Origin of the sequence: Streptomyces humi, from assembly GCF_001005085.2 — a bacterium.
Taxonomy (GTDB): Bacteria; Actinomycetota; Actinomycetes; order Streptomycetales; family Streptomycetaceae; genus Streptomyces; species Streptomyces humi.
On sequence record NZ_LBMU02000015.1, the window covers coordinates 120,452 to 135,835 of the forward strand.

At 74.2% G+C, this 15,384-nt stretch carries 13 protein-coding genes and 1 pseudogene; 4 read left to right on the forward strand and 10 right to left on the reverse strand.

The features are described from left to right. Position 1: 1 nt before the first annotated feature. The 4 genes from pqqB to AAW13_RS05295 all read right to left on the reverse strand — a co-directional run bounded on the left by pqqB (position 2) and on the right by AAW13_RS05295 (position 3,866). The gene (gene pqqB / locus AAW13_RS05280; RefSeq protein ID WP_046727801.1) at positions 2 to 892 is read right to left on the reverse strand and encodes a pyrroloquinoline quinone biosynthesis protein PqqB; all 891 of its coding nucleotides are present in this window, start codon (positions 890 to 892) and stop codon (positions 2 to 4) included. 62 nt (positions 893 to 954) lie between these two features. Beyond that, positions 955 to 2,067 (reverse strand): hypothetical protein, encoded by a 1,113-nt coding sequence (locus AAW13_RS05285; protein WP_046727802.1) that lies wholly within the window; start codon positions 2,065 to 2,067, stop codon positions 955 to 957. Between the two features lie 54 nt (positions 2,068 to 2,121). Continuing rightward, positions 2,122 to 2,523 carry an SseB family protein gene (locus tag AAW13_RS05290; protein WP_046727803.1) on the reverse strand — a complete coding sequence of 134 codons (402 nt, stop codon included), beginning with the start codon at positions 2,521 to 2,523 and terminating at the stop codon, positions 2,122 to 2,124. Positions 2,524 to 2,633: 110 nt separating this feature from the next. Further along, positions 2,634 to 3,866 (reverse strand): acyl-CoA dehydrogenase family protein, encoded by a 1,233-nt coding sequence (locus AAW13_RS05295; protein WP_046727804.1) that lies wholly within the window; start codon positions 3,864 to 3,866, stop codon positions 2,634 to 2,636. Positions 3,867 to 4,141: 275 nt separating this feature from the next. Between AAW13_RS05295 and AAW13_RS05300 the strand changes: the two genes are divergently transcribed. Beyond that, a complete protein-coding gene (locus AAW13_RS05300; protein WP_046727805.1) occupies positions 4,142 to 5,557 on the forward strand; it encodes a family 2B encapsulin nanocompartment shell protein in 1,416 nt (471 codons plus the stop codon). A gap of 104 nt (positions 5,558 to 5,661) precedes the next feature. Here the strand turns inward: AAW13_RS05300 and AAW13_RS05305 are convergent. Continuing rightward, positions 5,662 to 6,204 (reverse strand): annotated as a pseudogene (locus tag AAW13_RS05305) (cysteine hydrolase family protein); the annotation flags it as partial. Further along, positions 6,201 to 7,676 carry a purine-cytosine permease family protein gene (locus tag AAW13_RS05310; RefSeq protein ID WP_046727806.1) on the reverse strand — a complete coding sequence of 492 codons (1,476 nt, stop codon included), beginning with the start codon at positions 7,674 to 7,676 and terminating at the stop codon, positions 6,201 to 6,203. The pseudogene AAW13_RS05305 and the gene AAW13_RS05310, both read right to left, overlap by 4 nt. A 185-nt stretch (positions 7,677 to 7,861) precedes the next feature. Between AAW13_RS05310 and AAW13_RS05315 the strand changes: the two genes are divergently transcribed. Together AAW13_RS05315 and AAW13_RS05320 are read left to right on the forward strand one after the other, a co-directional pair. Then, entirely contained in the window at positions 7,862 to 8,821 is a 960-nt protein-coding gene (locus AAW13_RS05315; RefSeq protein WP_046727807.1) for an ATP-binding protein, read from the forward strand. Positions 8,822 to 8,917: 96 nt separating this feature from the next. After that, complete coding sequence (locus AAW13_RS05320) at positions 8,918 to 9,310, forward strand: SCO5389 family protein (RefSeq protein ID WP_046727808.1); 393 nt, start codon at positions 8,918 to 8,920, stop codon at positions 9,308 to 9,310. A gap of 48 nt (positions 9,311 to 9,358) precedes the next feature. On the opposite strand, the gene AAW13_RS05325 is transcribed toward AAW13_RS05320, so the two are convergent. Beyond that, the gene (locus tag AAW13_RS05325) at positions 9,359 to 10,327 is read right to left on the reverse strand and encodes a threo-3-hydroxy-L-aspartate ammonia-lyase (protein ID WP_046727809.1); all 969 of its coding nucleotides are present in this window, start codon (positions 10,325 to 10,327) and stop codon (positions 9,359 to 9,361) included. Between the two features lie 88 nt (positions 10,328 to 10,415). Between AAW13_RS05325 and AAW13_RS05330 the strand changes: the two genes are divergently transcribed. Next, a complete protein-coding gene (locus AAW13_RS05330) occupies positions 10,416 to 11,099 on the forward strand; it encodes a helix-turn-helix transcriptional regulator (protein ID WP_046727810.1) in 684 nt (227 codons plus the stop codon). 41 nt (positions 11,100 to 11,140) lie between these two features. Here AAW13_RS05330 and AAW13_RS05335 read toward each other — a convergent pair whose 3' ends face one another. Genes AAW13_RS05335 through AAW13_RS05345 form a run of 3 tightly spaced genes read right to left on the reverse strand, consistent with a single transcriptional unit; the run spans position 11,141 to position 15,138 of the window. Continuing rightward, positions 11,141 to 12,571, reverse strand: a complete 1,431-nt coding sequence (locus tag AAW13_RS05335) for a vWA domain-containing protein (protein ID WP_167391679.1) — start codon at positions 12,569 to 12,571, stop codon at positions 11,141 to 11,143. After that, the gene (locus tag AAW13_RS05340; protein WP_046731086.1) at positions 12,568 to 13,788 is read right to left on the reverse strand and encodes an AAA family ATPase; all 1,221 of its coding nucleotides are present in this window, start codon (positions 13,786 to 13,788) and stop codon (positions 12,568 to 12,570) included. Before AAW13_RS05340 ends, AAW13_RS05335 begins: the two co-directional genes overlap by 4 nt. A 39-nt stretch (positions 13,789 to 13,827) precedes the next feature. After that, positions 13,828 to 15,138: a hypothetical protein gene (locus AAW13_RS05345; RefSeq protein ID WP_046731085.1), complete on the reverse strand. Its 1,311-nt coding sequence runs from the start codon at positions 15,136 to 15,138 to the stop codon at positions 13,828 to 13,830. Positions 15,139 to 15,384: the final 246 nt, after the last annotated feature.

The following is a 15,384-nucleotide window of genomic DNA, read 5'->3' on the forward strand; positions in this document are numbered from 1 at the left end:
TTCAGAGGGCGAACTCGATGCCGTCCGGGAGGACCTCGATGCCCTCGGCGGCCACCTGGGCGCGGGCCCGGGACGCCGGGTCGACCAGGGGGTTCGTGTTGTTGAGGTGGGTGTAGATCCGGCGGGTGCGGGGATGGCGGGCGAGCGCGGCGAGGCTGCCGTGCCGGCCGGAGACCGGGAGATGGCCCATGGTCGCCTGCCGGGGCCCGGAGCGGACCTTGGTGCCCATCTCACCGGCGGAGAAGAAGGTGCCGTCCACCAGGACGCAGTCGGCCTCCGCGCACAGTTCGTCGAGCGGGTCGCTCCAGGCGCCCACGCAGGGCGCGTACAGCAGCACTCCCCCGGTGGCCAGGTCCTCGATCCGGTACGCCGTGACCCAGTTCTCGTCGGCCACGGCGAGCCCGGGCGGCACATACGTGGGGACCTTGGCGCCCATCGGATGGGCGGTCACGACCAGGCCGCCGGCCAGCACGAACCCGCCGTCGGCCAGGCTGTCGGCCCACTCCCAGGGAGCGCGGCGGCCGAGGGCGGCGCGGGCCGGGGCGAGCACGGTGCGCACCGGCGGGGCCGCGTACACCTTGAGGTCCGGTGCGCCGCGCAGCACGCTCAGACCTGTCACGTGGTCGGGCTCCGCGTCGGTGAGCAGCACTCCGCGCACCGGGGTGTCCCGGGGGCCGGGGCCGGGCCACAGCGCGGCGGTGGCGGCGAGCTGGGCGCGGATGTCCGGGGAGGCGTTGAGCAGCCACCAGTCCCGGCCGTTGCCGGTCAGGGCGACGCACTCCTGGTCACGGGAGGGCAGCTTGCCGTCCCGGGCGGCGGCGCAGAGCGCGCAGGCGCAGTTCCACTGCGGGAATCCGCCGCCGGCGGCGGTGCCCAGCAGGACGACCCTCACGACGATCCGCCCCTCTCGCTCTCCCCGGCCCCTGGTGGGATCTTCCCTCAGGAGGGGCCGGGCTATCCGTGGCCGGGGGGAACTTCCGGCCGGCCTTCGCCGGGCCGCCGGTCCATCGGGCGGCGGGGCGGGATCGGCTGCGACGGGAAGTCGCGGGGGCCGGTCCACAGGGCCGGTACGGCGTCGCAGCGACGGCACAGCTCGTAGGCGACGGCCTCGTAGTTGACCCGCCAGCCGTGGAAGTGCGGCCACGCCTCCGCGGTGCCGCGCTCGGCCCGGAAACCGGTCTTCTCCAGCATGGCCACGGCCTCCTCGAACTCCGCGTACGTCAGCTCGATCGGGGCGTCCGGGGCCGGGTCGGTGTCGAAGCTCGCCCGTACCGAGGCGGCGATGTCGCGCAGCGCGGTGAAACCGGCCCGCAGCACCAGGCGGGCCGCGGGCGGCGCGGAGGCCGGGGAAAGGGCGAGCTGCATGGCGGCGGCGTCCATGACGGCGATCAGGCCGACCAGCCAGCTGCGGTAGGCGCGGGGCGAGCGGAACGCCAGGAGGACCGGGTAGGTGGCGTGGCTCTCCCCCATGTCCGCGGCCAGCCGCTCCCAGTCCCGGTACAGCTCGGGCAGCGCGGTCTCGGTGTCGACCAGCCACTGCCGGGCGAGGATCTCCGGTCCCCAGGCGGGCTCGCCGGCCCGGGACTGGAGCAGGGTGACCTCCAGTTCACGGCGGTTGTAGGCCGCGTACAGGGTGGGGAGGTAGGCGATCTGGAGGGCGATGACGACGGGTCCGGTGGCGGCGGCCACGAAGTCCAGCGCGGACAGCCGCAGCCGCGCGCCGCTGGCGAACCCGAGGGTGAAGAGGCTGGAGCCGGCCTCTCGGAAGGCGGTGCTCCAGGACAGCGGCGAGAACGCGTACAGCAGCATTCCGAAGCCGAGGAACGCCCCGCCGAGCCAGGCGGCGAGCATGCCGATCAGCATCAGCGGGGCGAGCCAGGTCAGCGCGCGGTCGATGGCGCGGTAGCCGCCGCGGTGGGCGGCGAGGCAGAGCACCCGGCGCAGGGTCGCCCACAGCCGGTACACCAGTACGGAGTACAGGCCCCTGGGAACCACGAGCGTACGCAGGATGCTGCGCAGGACCAGGATCAGTACCAGGCCCCCGGCCACCCCGGAGATCCATTCCATGGCGCCATTCTGGCCCGCACGGCGGTCTCCCGGTGACCGGAACCCTGCGTCGCGTCAGCCCGCCGACGGGGCGAGCAGGGTGCGTACTCCCTCCGAGGTGAGCGTCAGCGCGTGGGCGGAGCTGCCGTCGATCGCGAGCGAGAGGTTGTCCTCGGGCCACTGCGAGGCGAGCGCGCCGAGCGGCACCACACGGTAGCGGGAGACGGTCGGCAGCAGGCCGGTCAGCTCTCCCTCCGAGGTGAACACGGGGACGACGGGATCGCCGTCGGGCCGTTCCAGGACGGGCAGCGCGATCATCGCGGGGTCGGCCGTCTCACCGGCGTCGTCCGGCACCGGGACGAGGACGTCGCTGTGCGCGAGGGTGTCCAGGGCGGTGCGGTCCTCGGCGTTCACGGCCAGCGTGTCGAGCGCCCGCTGGGCCGGCGTCGGGAAGTCGTCGTGTGCGGGTGTCTCCATTGCAGATCCCCAGATAGGTGGCGGTACCGGCCGGGTCCGGCAGGTCGCCGGGCGGCCACGGCTCGCGTACCCGGTCGGGGCCGGGGCATGCGCCGGGGCCACCAGGGCTTTCAGGGGATCAGCGGGATGCCGTCCGCGGGCAGGCCGAGCCGGTCCCGGCCGACGCGGTGGGCGAGCGGTTCGGCCATGCTCGGGCCGGCGTGGGTCCAGTACGTCGCCGCGTCTCGGAAGTAGCGCTGCATCCGCTCGCCGTCGCGGGCGTGCCGGGAGCCGGCGGTGCGGAACAGGAGCCGCTGGAGGGCGTCCCAGGCCAGCCGGCCGGCGTTGAGGAAGGTGAGGGCGAGCCGGTCGTCCTCGGCGAGGGTGAAGGGGGCGTCGCCGACGACGTTGCGCCGGCAGGTCTCCATCCAGTCCTCGGCGGTCCGCCGCAGCGCGGCCTCCGCGGTGCCGATCATGCCGAGCGCCTCGCCCAGGTGGCGCTGGTAGTCGTCGAGGTCGGCACGGCTGCGGGCGGGATCCCGGGCCAGGGGGCTGGCGGGCAGGATACGGGCGTACTCGTCGGCGGCCGCGTAGGCGGTGCCGATCATGACGGCGGCCAGTTCGGAGTGGTGGACGCCGACCGCTCGGCCGGCGTACATCGGGTTGCCGTGCAGGACGGAGCCCGGTGAGCCGCCTTCGACGGGCAGGTCCAGCAGGGCGGCCCGGAGGGTCAGGTGCCCGGGGAGGCGCGCCTGTTCCAGGCGGATGCCGTGCGAGCCGCCGCCGCGCAGGCCGAGGACGCCGTCGTGGTCGTCGAGGACGGTCCAGAGCCGGCGCGGGGCGACGAACAGCACCGGCGGGCCGCCGGGCTCCGCGGGGGCGCCCGGGGTCTGGCCGACGCAGTGCGTGGCATAGGGGGCGCCGGAGGCGTGCGGCCAGGTGCCGTCGAGGACCAGGTGTCCGGCACCGTCGGGGCGGGCGCCGCCGGCCGGAACGGCCGGGGCGGCGGCCCGGAAGTCACCGTCCGGGCCGAAGATCTCGTCCTGCGCGCGTTCCCCGAGGACACCGGCGGCCTGGAGGACGGGGGCGGCGGTGCGGGAGAGCGCCCAGCCGGTGGAGGGGCAGCCGCGGGCGAGTTCCGTCACCACGCGCAGGAACACCGGCAGGCCGAACTCGTGGCCGCCGTACCGGCGCGGCTGGAGGATCCGGTAGAAGCCGGCTCGCAGGAAGTCCTCGTGGGTGGTCTTCGGGTAGTGCGTCAACCGCTCGGTCTCCGCCTGGCGTTCCAGCAGGACGGGCCGCAGCGCCACGGCCCGTTCGATGATCTCGCGTGCGCTGAGACCGGGTTCGGGAGCTGCGATCACGGTGCCTCCTGACGGGCGGGTCCCGGGGCCGTGCGTTTGCCGGTGCGCTACCGCGATTCAACACGGCGCGCGCGGCGCACGTCCCGACCGGAAACCGTCAACCGGGGTGGCGGGGGCGGAACGGGGGGTGGTGCGGGGGCAGTTCCCGGTGGCACGTGCCTCGCGCTCCGTCACCCGGCATCACTCACGGCCCGGGAACAGGGGTAGGGGTAGCCGCGGAAGGTGACGGTCCGCATTTGCTCCGTCACCCCTGCGACAGGAGAGAAGGAAAAGTCATGTCGGTCGAGACCGGTACGGCGCCCGCAGCGGACGCCGAGGAGCGGGAGCAGCAGAGCCTAGGCACCGCGGCGGCACGGAATCTCACGACGACGACCAAGTCCACACCCCAGATGCAGGAGATCAGCTCACGGTGGCTCACGCGGGCGCTGCCGTGGGTGGACGTGCCGGGCGGCACCTACCGCGTCAACCGCCGGCTGTCCTACCGGGTGGGCGACGGGCGGGTGACCTTCGTGCAGACCGGCGCACAGGTCAGTGTGATCCCCGCCGAGCTGGGCGAACTGCCCCTGTTGCGCGGCTTCGAGGACGGCACCGCGCTCCAGGCGCTGGCGGCGCGGTTCGAGCAGCGGGAGTACGCGCCGGGGCAGGTGATCGTGTCGGCGGGCCGGCCCGCCGACCACGTGTACCTGATCGCGCACGGCAAGGTGGAGCGGATCGGCGAGGGGCCGTACGGCGACGAGGCGGTCGTCGGGCTGCTCGCGGACGGCGACACGTTCGGCGGCCATGTGCTCGCGGGTCCGGACGGCGCCTGGGACTTCACGGCCCGCGCGGCGACGGCCACCACCGTGCTGGAGCTGCCGCACACGGCCTTCGCGGAGGTGGCGGGCGGCCACGCCGACCTGCGGGCGCATGTCGAACTGGCGAGCCTGGACGGGCACCGGGACACCAACGCCTTCGGCGAGGCCGGGATCGCGCTCAGCGCGGGCCACGCGGGCGAGCCGGACATCCCGCACACCTTCGTGGACTACGAACCGGCGCCGCGCGAGTACGGACTGAGCGTCGCGCAGACCGTGCTGCGCGTGCACTCCCGGGTGGCCGACCTCTACAACCAGCCGATGAACCAGACCGAGCAGCAGCTCAGGCTCACCGTCCAGGTGCTGCGGGAGCGGCAGGAGCACGAGCTGGTCAACAACCGGGACTTCGGGCTGCTCCACAACGCCGACCACGGCCAGCGGATCTCCACCCACGCGGGCCCGCCGACCCCCGACGACCTCGACGAACTCCTCGGTATGCGGCGCGAGACGACCCACCTGTTCGCGCATCCCAAGGCGATCGCCGCGTTCGGCCGCGAGTGCAACCGGCGCGGTCTGTACTTCGGCAGCGTCGAGATCGGCGGCCACCACCTGCCGGCCTGGCGCGGGGTGCCGCTGCTGCCCTGCGGCAAGATCCCGGTCTCGCCGTCGCGCACCTCCTCGATCATCGCGCTGCGGGCCGGCGAGCAGAACCAGGGCGTGGTCGGCCTCTTCCAGACCGGCCTCCCCGACGAGGTGGAACCGGGCCTGAACGTCCGCTTCATGGGCATCAACGAACAGGCCGTCATCTCCTACCTGGTCAGCACCTACTACTCGGCGGCGGTCCTGGTCCCCGACGCCCTCGGCGTCCTGGAGAACGTGGAGGTGTCACGCCGGGACTAGGGGCTGTCCGCCGGTCCACGCGGCGGACGCGGGGTGTGGCACGGCCACCTGGGCCGAGAGGTCGCCGTTCCCTCCCCGCGACGTGACCTGCCGGAGGAGGCCTGGCCCAGCAGTTCGGCCACGGTCGTCAGGCGGATCAGAGGGGCGTACAGGTCCAGGAGTCGGAGGGCCTTCGTGTGGGTGTCGTCGGTGGCGCCCGCGCAGGCGTCCGTGACGACCACGACCTCCACCCCGGCGTCGGCCGCGGGCAGCGCGGTGGACAGCACGCAGCAGTCGGTGCTGACGCCGGTCAGGACGAGTCGGCCGTGCGGGGCGGTGCGGGCGGCAAGTTCGGGGGTCCACTTGCCGAACGTCGGTGCGTCGAGGACGACTTCGGCGCTGTCGGCGAACTCGTCGGTCAGGCGCCAGAGTGCGGCGTCGGGAGCCTGGCGGGCGAAGGGCCACCGGTCGTAGTAGGCCCGCCAGGCGCCGGTGGGGCGGGCGGGGGCGACGAAGCGGGTGAAGACGGTGCGGTGCGCGAAGGCGGGGAGGAGACGTCGTACGCCTGCCGCCGCCTCGGTGTAGTGCGGGGCGGCCCAGGCACTGGCGGGGTCCGCGAAGACGTGCTGCATGTCGATGACGGCCAGCAGGCCGGGCGGGGCGCTCACGCGGTCGCCGCCGGTGCGCCCGAGGGCTCGGCCTCCTGGGCGCGGACCCGGCCGCGGGCCAGGGCCAGGGTGCCGAGGAAGCCGAGCGCCAGCGCGGCGAGGACGCCCAGGTTGGCGTAGGCCCAGGCACCGGACCGGCCGCCCAGGCCGAGCGGGCCCAGCAGGTAGCCCTGCCAGGTCAGCCAGCTCGCGGCGGTGTTGGTGACCAGGCCCCAGCCGAGCGCGGTGGCGGCGACGGTGAGAAGCAGCGGCCGGAGCGGCACGTCGCCGTAGCGGCCGGCCGGGCGGTACAGGTCCGCCTCGTCGTAGTCGCGGCGGCGCAGTGCCAGGTCGGCGAGCATGATGCCGCACCATGCGGCGATCGGGACGCCGAGGGTGGTGAGGAAGCCCATGAACTGGCCGAGGAAGTCGTCGGCGAAGAAGACGATGTAGACCGCGCCGGCGATCATCAGCACGCCGTCGACCAGCGCGGCCAGGTAGCGCGGCACCCGCAGGCCCGCGGAGAGCAGGGCGAGGCCCGAGGAGTAGATGTCCAGGACCGCGCCGCCGACCAGGCCGAGGACGGCGACGACGGCGAACGGGACCAGGAACCAGGTGGGGAGGATGGTGGTGAGCGCGCCGATGGGATCCGCCGCGATCGCCTTGTCCAGGGTCTCGGAGGAGCCCGCGAGCAGGAGGCCGAAGACCAGCAGGAACAGGGGGGCGACCGAGCCGCCGAAGGTGGTCCAGCCGATCACGCCCCGGCTGGAGGAGGTGCGCGGCAGATAGCGGGAGTAGTCGGCGGCGGCGTTGACCCAGCCGAGGCCGAAGCCGGTCATCATGAACACCAGCGCGCCGATGAACTGTTGGGCCGAGCCGGACGGGACCGCGCTCACCGCGGCCCAGTGGACGTGGTCGGCGACCAGCACCACGTAGACGACCGTGAGGACGCCGGTCACCACCGTGATCACGGTTTGCAGCCGCATGATCAGGTCGAAGCCCATCACGCCGCCGATCACGGTCAGGGCGCAGACCACGATGAGGGCGACCACCTCGGTCTCGGTGCCGCCGCCCCAGCCGAGCCGGGTGAAGACGGTCGCGGTGGCCAGGGTGGCGAGGGCGGTCAGCACGGTCTCCCAGCCGACGGTCAGCACCCAGGAGACCACCGAGGGCAGCCGGTTGCCGCGCACGCCGTAGGCGGCCCGGCTGAGCACCATCGTGGGTGCCGAGCCGCGTTTCCCGGCGACCGCGACGAACCCGCAGAGCAGGAAGGAGACGACGATCCCGAGGACGCCGGCGGCCAGCGCCTGCCAGAACGAGATGCCGAAGCCGAGCGCGAAGGCGCCGTAGCTCAGTCCGAGGACCGAGACGTTCGCGCCGAACCAGGGCCAGAACAGGGTGCGCGGGGTGCCCTTGCGGTCGGCGTCGCCGATGACGTCGAGGCCGTGCGTCTCGACCTGGAGCTGTCGGCCGGTTTCCGGTGCGTCCGCCATCGTCGACCCATCTGTCCAGGTGTGTTGGCTGGAGGCTAGGTCGGCCGCCGCCGGGGGTCAAGACGGATTCGATCAGGCACCTGCCCTGCGGATCCCCCGTCGGAGCGAACCGATTTGACACCGCCGCACACCCCTCAGCACTCTATGATCATGACATCCATTTTCAACAGGAGGTCGGATCAGCGATGCGTGTGGCTTTCGTCGGCAAGGGCGGCAGCGGCAAGACGACCCTGTCGGCCCTCTTCGCCCGTCACCTGACGCGGTCCGGCGCGCCGGTCGTGGCGATCGACGGCGACATCAACCAGCACCTCGCCCACGCCTTGGGCCTCGACGAGGACGAGCTGTTCCCGGCGCCGCCGCTGAGCGCGCGCACCGGCGAGATCAAGGAGTACCTGCGCGGCACGAACCCCCGGATCACCTCCCGGGAGGCCATGGTCAAGACGACACCGCCGGGGCGCGGTTCACGGCTGCTGCGGCTGCTGGGCGACGACGAGGTGCACTCCCGGCACGTCCAGGAGGTCGGCGGAGTGCCGCTGATGGTCACGGGGGCGTTCGCCGACAGCGACCTCGGGGTGTCCTGCTATCACTCCAAGCTCGGCGCGGTGGAGCTGTACCTCAACCATCTGGTGGACGGGCCGGGCGAGTACGTGGTCGTCGACATGACCGCGGGCGCGGACGCCTTCGCCTCCGGCCTGTTCACCCGGTTCGACATGACCTTCCTGGTGGTCGAGCCGACCCGCAAGAGCCTGTCCGTGTACCGCCAGTACCGGGACCACGCGGCCGAGTTCGGGATCCCGGTCGCCGTGGTCGGCAACAAGGTGGCCTGCGCGGACGACCTCGCCTTCCTGCGTGAGCGGGTGGGCGACGACCTCCTCGCCCACTGCGGGCTGTCCCCGTACGTCCGCGCCCAGGAACAGGGCCGCGGCGACGGAGTGCTGGAGGCGCACAACTCGCGGGCCCTGGACCGGTTGCGGGCCGCCGTCGACGCGCGGGGCAAGGACTGGGACGCCTTCCAGCGGCACGCCGTGGAGTTCCACCTGCGCAACGCCGTCGCCTGGGCCGACGCGGCCACCGGCCAGGACCTGGCAGCCCAGGTCGACCCGGACTTCCGGCACGGACCGGCGGCGCTGCCCGCCTTCGCCTGACGCCCCGGCCCGCCTTTCCTCACACCACCGAAGAACACCCGCCGCAATACACCCGCCGAAGAGCAACACCCACCCAAGAGAACAGGAAACCGTCACATGTCGCTGGACGTCTCCCCGCAGCTGCTCGCCGAAGCCGAGAACGGCGCGGTGCGGGAGGAGGACTTCGTGGAAACCGTCCGTACGTCGCTGCCGTACGCGTACGACCTGATCGACCGGCTCAGCACCGAACTGCGCGCCGGAAACGTCGAGTTCGCCGACAACCAGACGCCGCCGCCGTCGGAGCGGGAGCGCGGGCAGCTGCTGCGGGCGCTGTCCTCCGACGCGATCCGGGGCAGCCTGGAACGGCACTTCGGGGTCGCCCTCGCCTTCCAGAACTGCCACCGGGTCGCGGTGTTCCCGCCGGAGGCCCGGGGCGGCCGGACGCACCTGCGCTTCACCTCGACGCGCGCGCAGATCCTCAACCAGTCCCCGGAGTTCCGCGACTGCTGACCCGGCGGCGCGCATCCCGGGCGGAGAACGGGCCGGCCCGTTCTCCGCTCAGCCGGAGACGAGTTCGGCGAACCGCTCCGCTCCCACGTTGCCGCCGGAGAGGATCACACCGACGCGGCGCGGCAGCGGTGTCACCCGGTGGGCGAGCAGCGCGGCCAGACCACTGGCGCCGCTGGGCTCCACGACGGTCTTCAGCCGCTCGAAGGCGAACCGCATCGCGTCCCGGATCTGGTCGTCGCTCACCAGCGAAATGCCGTCCACCAGGCGCTGGTTGACGGAGAAGGTCAGCTCGCCGGGGATGTCCGCGGCCTGGCCGTCGGCGATGGTCCGGGGCACCGGGACGGACACCCGGCGGCCCGCCTCCAGGGACCGCCTGGTGTCGTCCCCGGCCTCCGGCTCGACCCCGACGACCCGGATCCCCGGCAGCAGCCCCTTGGCGGCGGTGGCGCTGCCGGCGATCAGCCCGCCGCCGCCGACCGGCACCACCAGGGCATCCAACTCGCCTACTTCCTCGATGAGTTCCAGAGCGGCGGTGCCCTGGCCCGCGATCACGTGGGGGTGTTCGTACGGCGGGACCAGAGCGAGGCCGCGGTCGGCGGCGAGGGCCTCGCCGATGGCGACCCGGTCGCCGGTGTAGCGGTCGTAGGTCACGATCTCCGCGCCGTATCCGGCGGTCGCGTCCAGCTTCGCGCGCGGGGTGTCCTCGGGCATCACGATGACGGCGGTGGTGCCGAGTTCACGGGCGGCGAGGGCGACGGCCTGGGCGTGGTTGCCGGAGGAGTAGGCGGCGACCCCCCTGGCCAGCTGCTCGGCGGACAGCCGGGACACGGCGTTGTAGGCGCCCCGGAACTTGAACGCGCCGATGCGCTGGAGGTTCTCGCACTTCAGGAAGACCTCGGCGCCGACCAGCGCGTCCAGGGTGCGCGAGCGCAGCACGGGGGTGCGGTGGGCGACCCCCTTGATCCGCGCGGCCGCGTCGTGCACGTCCTGGAGGGTCACGGGCGGGGTGTCGGGCATGTTCGTCCTCCGGTTCGACGTCAGTCGTCTAGAATTATTGTCTATCATCTGGACGCAAAGTCCAGACCCGACCGGAGCGGGGGCACCGATGCCACACGGATCGGCACGAGAGGCGGGCGGCGAGGCCGCGGTCCGGGCCGAGCAGGACGCGATCATCGCGGCGCTGGCTCCGGTCGTCGACGGGATCGTGGCGACCTTCGGGTCCTTCTGCGAGGTCGTGGTCCATGACTTCCGCCGCCCGGAGCGGTCGGTCGTGGCCATCGCCGGATCGGTCACCGGCCGGGTGGTCGGCGGGTCGATGAGCGAGATCGGCATGAAACTGCTGGCGGCCGGCGACCGGGCGGACGACGAGCTGAACTACCTGACCCGCACCGGAGAGGGGAAGCTGGTCAAGTCCTCCACGATGGTGCTGCGCGACTCGGCCGGCACCGCGTTCGGGGCACTGTGCGTGAACCTGGACGTCACCGCCGTGAACCAGGTGCACGCCCTGGTCGGCGGACTGGCCGGGGTCGCCGCCGTTCCCGGGGCGCCGCCGACCACCACGTTCGGCGACGACGTCACCGCCGTGCTGGACTCGATCGTCGACGCCCGCCAGCTCCGCGAGCACAAGCCGTGGGACCAGCTCAGCCGCGCGGAGCGGGTCGAGCTGTTCGGTGACCTGGACCGGCAGGGCGTCTTCGCGGTGCGCGGCGCGGTGCAGCAGGTCGCCGCGCGCCTGGGTATCTCCCGGGCCTCCGCCTACAACTACCTGGCCGCCACCCGCGCCGACTGACCGGCCCGCCACCCACCCCGCGGCGGCCGCCTGCGGCCCGGTCAGCCGATGTCGACGACGCGGGCCCACGCGGGCGGCGCGTCCGGTACGTAGCCGTCCTCGCTCCACGAGCCGCCGTACCCCCTCGGGAACAGGCCCACCACCGTCCGGCACGGCGGCTGCGTCTGCGGCCAGGGCGTCTGCCCGTCGGTCAGGGCCACCACCACGTCCGGTGCCGGACGGGCCCGCAGCGCTCTGGCGAAGCCCGCGCGCAGGTCGGTGCCGCCGCCGCCCACCAGCGGGATGCCCTCCGCCCGGCAGAGCGGGTGCGCGGTCCGGGCGGCCGCGTCGCAGGACACCACGGAGACCAGGTCCCGGCGGCCGCCGACGGCCCGCGCGATCGCCGCCACCTCCAGCAGGGCGGCGCCCAGTTCGGCGTCGCTGACCGACGCGGAGGTGTCGATGACGACGCAGACCCGGGGCGGCCGGCGGCGCAGGCTGGGCAGGACCACGCCGGGCAGCGCGGCCGAGCGGCGCGCGGGGCGTCCGTAGCTGTAGTCGTCGCCGGCGCCCGCGGCCGAGACCGCCGAGCGGACCGCCGCGCCCAGCAACTCCCGCCAGGGCTGCGGCGGCTGGAAGGCCTCCTCGGCCCACCGCCGCCAGCCGTCCGGGGTGCTGCCCGGGCGGCCGGTGATGGCCTGCGCGACCCGGAACCTGACCCCGTCCCGCTCCTGTTCACTGAGTCCGTGCGCACCGTCGGGCCCCAGGTCCCACTCGCGCTCCCGGCCGTCGGCGCCGCTGCCGCAGTCGAGCCAGGTGAGGTCCTGCGTCAGCGGTCCGAGCCGGAACCGCCGCAGGTAGTCCTCCATGAGCAGGCCCTCGTCCAGCCTCAGCGTCCGCGGCCGGACCGCGCCGTCCGGCCGGGCCAGGCCGTCGCCGTACGCGTCGTCGTTGATCTCCAGGTCCGCCGCGATGTTCATCCGCAGCCGCTCGCCGGGGCCGGTCAGCCCGCGTTCCCGTGCCACCCGGTCGCTGCGGGTGTGGTGGTCGCGCAGCAGGTGGGACACCTCGTGCACCCACACCCCGGCCAGGTCCTCCACCGGCATCCGGGCCACGAAGGCGGGCGAGACGTAGCACCGCCAGTGCCGGTCGACGGCCATGGTGGGCACCTGCCGGGACGCCACGACGTGCAGCGCGAACAGGGCGGTGGCGAGGTACGGGCGGGCGCGGGCGGCCTGGAGCCGGGCGGCGTACAGCTTGTCCAGGTCCAGGGCGCCGCCCGTCGTGGCGGCGGTCGTGGTGGGGGCGGTGGTGGTGGGGGCGGCGGTCGTAGTGGGGGCGGTCGTAGTGGGGGCGGTGGTCGTGGTGGGCGCGGTGGTCGTGGTGGGCGCGGTGGTCGTGGTGGGCGCGGTGGTCGTGGTGGGCGCGGTAATCGTGCGGGCGGTTGTCGTAGGGGCGGTCGTCGCGGCGCCGCCCGTCGTGGCGGCGGTCATCGGGCCGCCCCCTGGGCCGTGACCCGTGCGGCGGCCCGGTCGGCGCGCCGGGAGACGGACACCGCTCCGGCGAGCCGCTCGACGGCCTCCGGTACGTCCCAGTCGTCCCGGCGCAGCGCGGCCAGGGTGGTGGCGGGGACCACGACCAGGTCGGGGGCGCCGGTGTCCAGGGCCCGCACCAGCAGGGCCCAGGCGGCGTCCCAGCGGGCCCGGTCCGGTCGCTCGCGGACCGCGGCGACCACGCCGTCCAGCACGGCCTGCCGCAGGTCACCGCGTTCGGGCAGGTCGGCGGCGGCCGGGTCGGCGAGCAGCGTCTCGGGGTCGGGCAGTTCCAACCGGTCGACGCTCGCCAGCAGTTCGAGTCCCGGGCCGTCCCCGACGGTGCCCCGGACCAGCAGCGAGAGCACGTCACGGGAGGCACCGGCGGCGTGCGCGAAGGCGACCAGGCGCAGGGTCATGTCCCAGCTGCGGGGCGACGGCCAGGCACCGCCGCGCCGGGTCTCGCCGCTGGGCAGGCGGTGGACGAGCGTGGGGCGGGTGGCGAGCAGTCCGCAGACCGCGCGGCGCGCGAAGTCCACGGCGGCCGGCAGCCGGTCCGGGGCGAGCCGGGGCAGGGTCGCCCGCGGCCAGGTACCGCCGAGGCCGCGTACCACGACCTCGTGGTCGTGGGCCCACTGGAGGTGCACGAACCGGTTGGCCAGCGGCGGGCTCAGCTCCCAGCCGTCGGCCGCCGAGGACCGCGGGTTGGCGGCGGCCACGATCCGGACGCCGGGCGGCAGTCGCAGGGAGCCGACGCGGCGCTCCAGGACCAGCCGGAGGAGAGCGGCCTGCACGGCGGGCGGCGCGGTGGACAGTTCGTCGAGGAACAACAGGCCCCGGCCCGCCCGCACCAGCCGTACCGCCCAGTCCGGCGGGGCCATGGGGACGCCCTGGACGGCGGGATCGTCCCCCACGACGGGCAGCCCGGCGAAGTCGGACGGCTCGTGCACGCTGGCGATCACCGTGGTCAGGGGCAGGTCGAGGGCGGTGGCCAGCTGCGCGATGGCGGCGGTCTTGCCGATGCCGGGCTCGCCCCACAGCAGGACCGGCAGGTCGGCGGCGACGGCCAGGGTGAGCGCCTCCAGCCGGGTATCGGGGCGGGGTTCGGTGGCGGAGTCGCCGAGCAGCGTCAACAGGTCGTCGGCGATTGTGAGTTGGTCAGAGACGTGAATGGGCATGTCTGATCACCTTGGGGTGGGGAGGGCAGGGGGGCGGAGTCAGCGCCGGCTGGCGGGGCGGGGGCCGAGCCTCGGGTCGCGCGAGGGCCGGTGGCGGCGCGTGCGGACCGGGGCGGGGCGGGATCCGGCGAGGCCCGCCCGGTAGAGGCCGTACGCGATCCGGCGGCGCGCGGCCGACTCCAGTTCGTCCTTCAACGGGCCGTCCCGCAGGACGGCTTCGGGTCCCAGCAGCCCCTCGACGACGGCGAGCGCACCGGCGACGTCCCCGTGGTCGAGGCGCTCGCGGACACCGGTGAGGCAGTCGGGGCGGCGGTGCGCCTCGTCGATCACCCGCAGACAGGGCAGCGGCGGGCCGCCGAGCGCCATCAGCAGTTCCTCGCGCCGCAGTTCGTCCGGGGAGTGGTCCAGCGCGGACAGCACGCCGTCGACCATGGCGATCCGGTGCCGGACGCCCCGGCACTCCACGAGGGGCGGCTGCCCGGGCCGGTCCGGGTACGGCGCGCGGGCGGCCGGGGTGTGACCGGGTACGAGGGCGGTCGCGACCAGCGGATGCAGCCGGTCGGCGTCGATGAGCCCGGCGCGCAGCAGCTCCAGGTCGGGCGGCAGCGTGGTCGCCGCGTCGGGCAGCACGGCGACCACGCCGGAGCCGGGATCGCGACCGGTGGTCACGGTCCCGTCGGACGCGACACGCAGCGCGAGCCGCTGCCGGCCGCCCGGTCGCACGGCGACGGTCCCGCTGTCCAGCCCTTCGGAACGCAGCACGATCCGGGCCTCGTCGGCCCAGCGGTGCGCGGCGCACAGCGAGAGCCGGTCGGCGCCCGCGCGGACCCGCAGGTCGGCGGCGGCACCGGAGTCCCAGAGATGGCGGTGCAGGTCGAACCGGTACCGCCGGCTGGGACGGGGGTGCGGATGGCCCCGGGCGGCGGGCCCGCCGAGGGTGCCGTCCCACAGCGCGAGGCTGACCCGCTGTCCGGCGTCGGCCCAGGCCGGCGGCGTCCGCGCCACCAGGTGCAGGGGTCTCGGTCCGGTGTCGTAGCGCGCCAGCGGCATGGTCAGCCCGGGGCGCAGCAGACCGTCGGGGGCGATCCTCGGCAGGTGCCAGCGCAGCAGGTCGGGGGCGAGCCGGCGCAGGTCGGCACGGATCCGGTCCCGGACGTCCCGGCCCGATTCGCGCGCCAGGGCACGGAGATCGAGGTCGACGTCGAAACCGGCGGCGGCGCAGGCCCCGGCCCAGTCCCCGGTGTGCCGCCGGGCGGTGGCGGTCTCGATCATGGCGGGCGGCACGGCGAACTCGCGCACGCGCCGCCAGAGAGTCAGGCGGGTGTCCCCGTCCGCGAGGTGAGTGGTCATCAGCACTCACCTGGCGTGGACGGGACCCCCAATCTGTGAACAGAGTGAGTGGTCATCGCCGGGAGCATACGGTGGTCCGGCGCCGGCCGGCCAGGTATTTACGGCCAGGTGTCCACGGGCCCGTATTCACGGTCACGTATTTGCGGTCCCGTGTTCACGGCCACGCATTCACAGTCACCTATTCACGGCCACGTGTTCACGGCCACGTGTTCACGGCCACGTGTTCACGGCCACGTGTTCACGGCC

Excerpts from the sequence above, each read along its gene's own strand:
- AAW13_RS05325 (WP_046727809.1), bottom strand. The coding sequence starts at position 10,327 with ATGCCCGACACCCCGCCCGTGACCCTCCAGGACGTGCACGACGCGGCC.
- AAW13_RS05290 (WP_046727803.1), bottom strand. The coding sequence starts at position 2,523 with ATGGAGACACCCGCACACGACGACTTCCCGACGCCGGCCCAGCGGGCG.
- AAW13_RS05335 (WP_167391679.1), bottom strand. The coding sequence starts at position 12,571 with ATGACCGCCGCCACGACGGGCGGCGCCGCGACGACCGCCCCTACGACA.
- AAW13_RS05310 (WP_046727806.1), bottom strand. The coding sequence starts at position 7,676 with ATGGCGGACGCACCGGAAACCGGCCGACAGCTCCAGGTCGAGACGCAC.
- AAW13_RS05330 (WP_046727810.1), top strand. The coding sequence starts at position 10,416 with ATGCCACACGGATCGGCACGAGAGGCGGGCGGCGAGGCCGCGGTCCGG.
- AAW13_RS05345 (WP_046731085.1), bottom strand. The coding sequence starts at position 15,138 with ATGACCACTCACCTCGCGGACGGGGACACCCGCCTGACTCTCTGGCGG.
- AAW13_RS05320 (WP_046727808.1), top strand. The coding sequence starts at position 8,918 with ATGTCGCTGGACGTCTCCCCGCAGCTGCTCGCCGAAGCCGAGAACGGC.
- AAW13_RS05300 (WP_046727805.1), top strand. The coding sequence starts at position 4,142 with ATGTCGGTCGAGACCGGTACGGCGCCCGCAGCGGACGCCGAGGAGCGG.
- AAW13_RS05285 (WP_046727802.1), bottom strand. The coding sequence starts at position 2,067 with ATGGAATGGATCTCCGGGGTGGCCGGGGGCCTGGTACTGATCCTGGTC.
- AAW13_RS05315 (WP_046727807.1), top strand. The coding sequence starts at position 7,862 with ATGCGTGTGGCTTTCGTCGGCAAGGGCGGCAGCGGCAAGACGACCCTG.
- AAW13_RS05340 (WP_046731086.1), bottom strand. The coding sequence starts at position 13,788 with ATGCCCATTCACGTCTCTGACCAACTCACAATCGCCGACGACCTGTTG.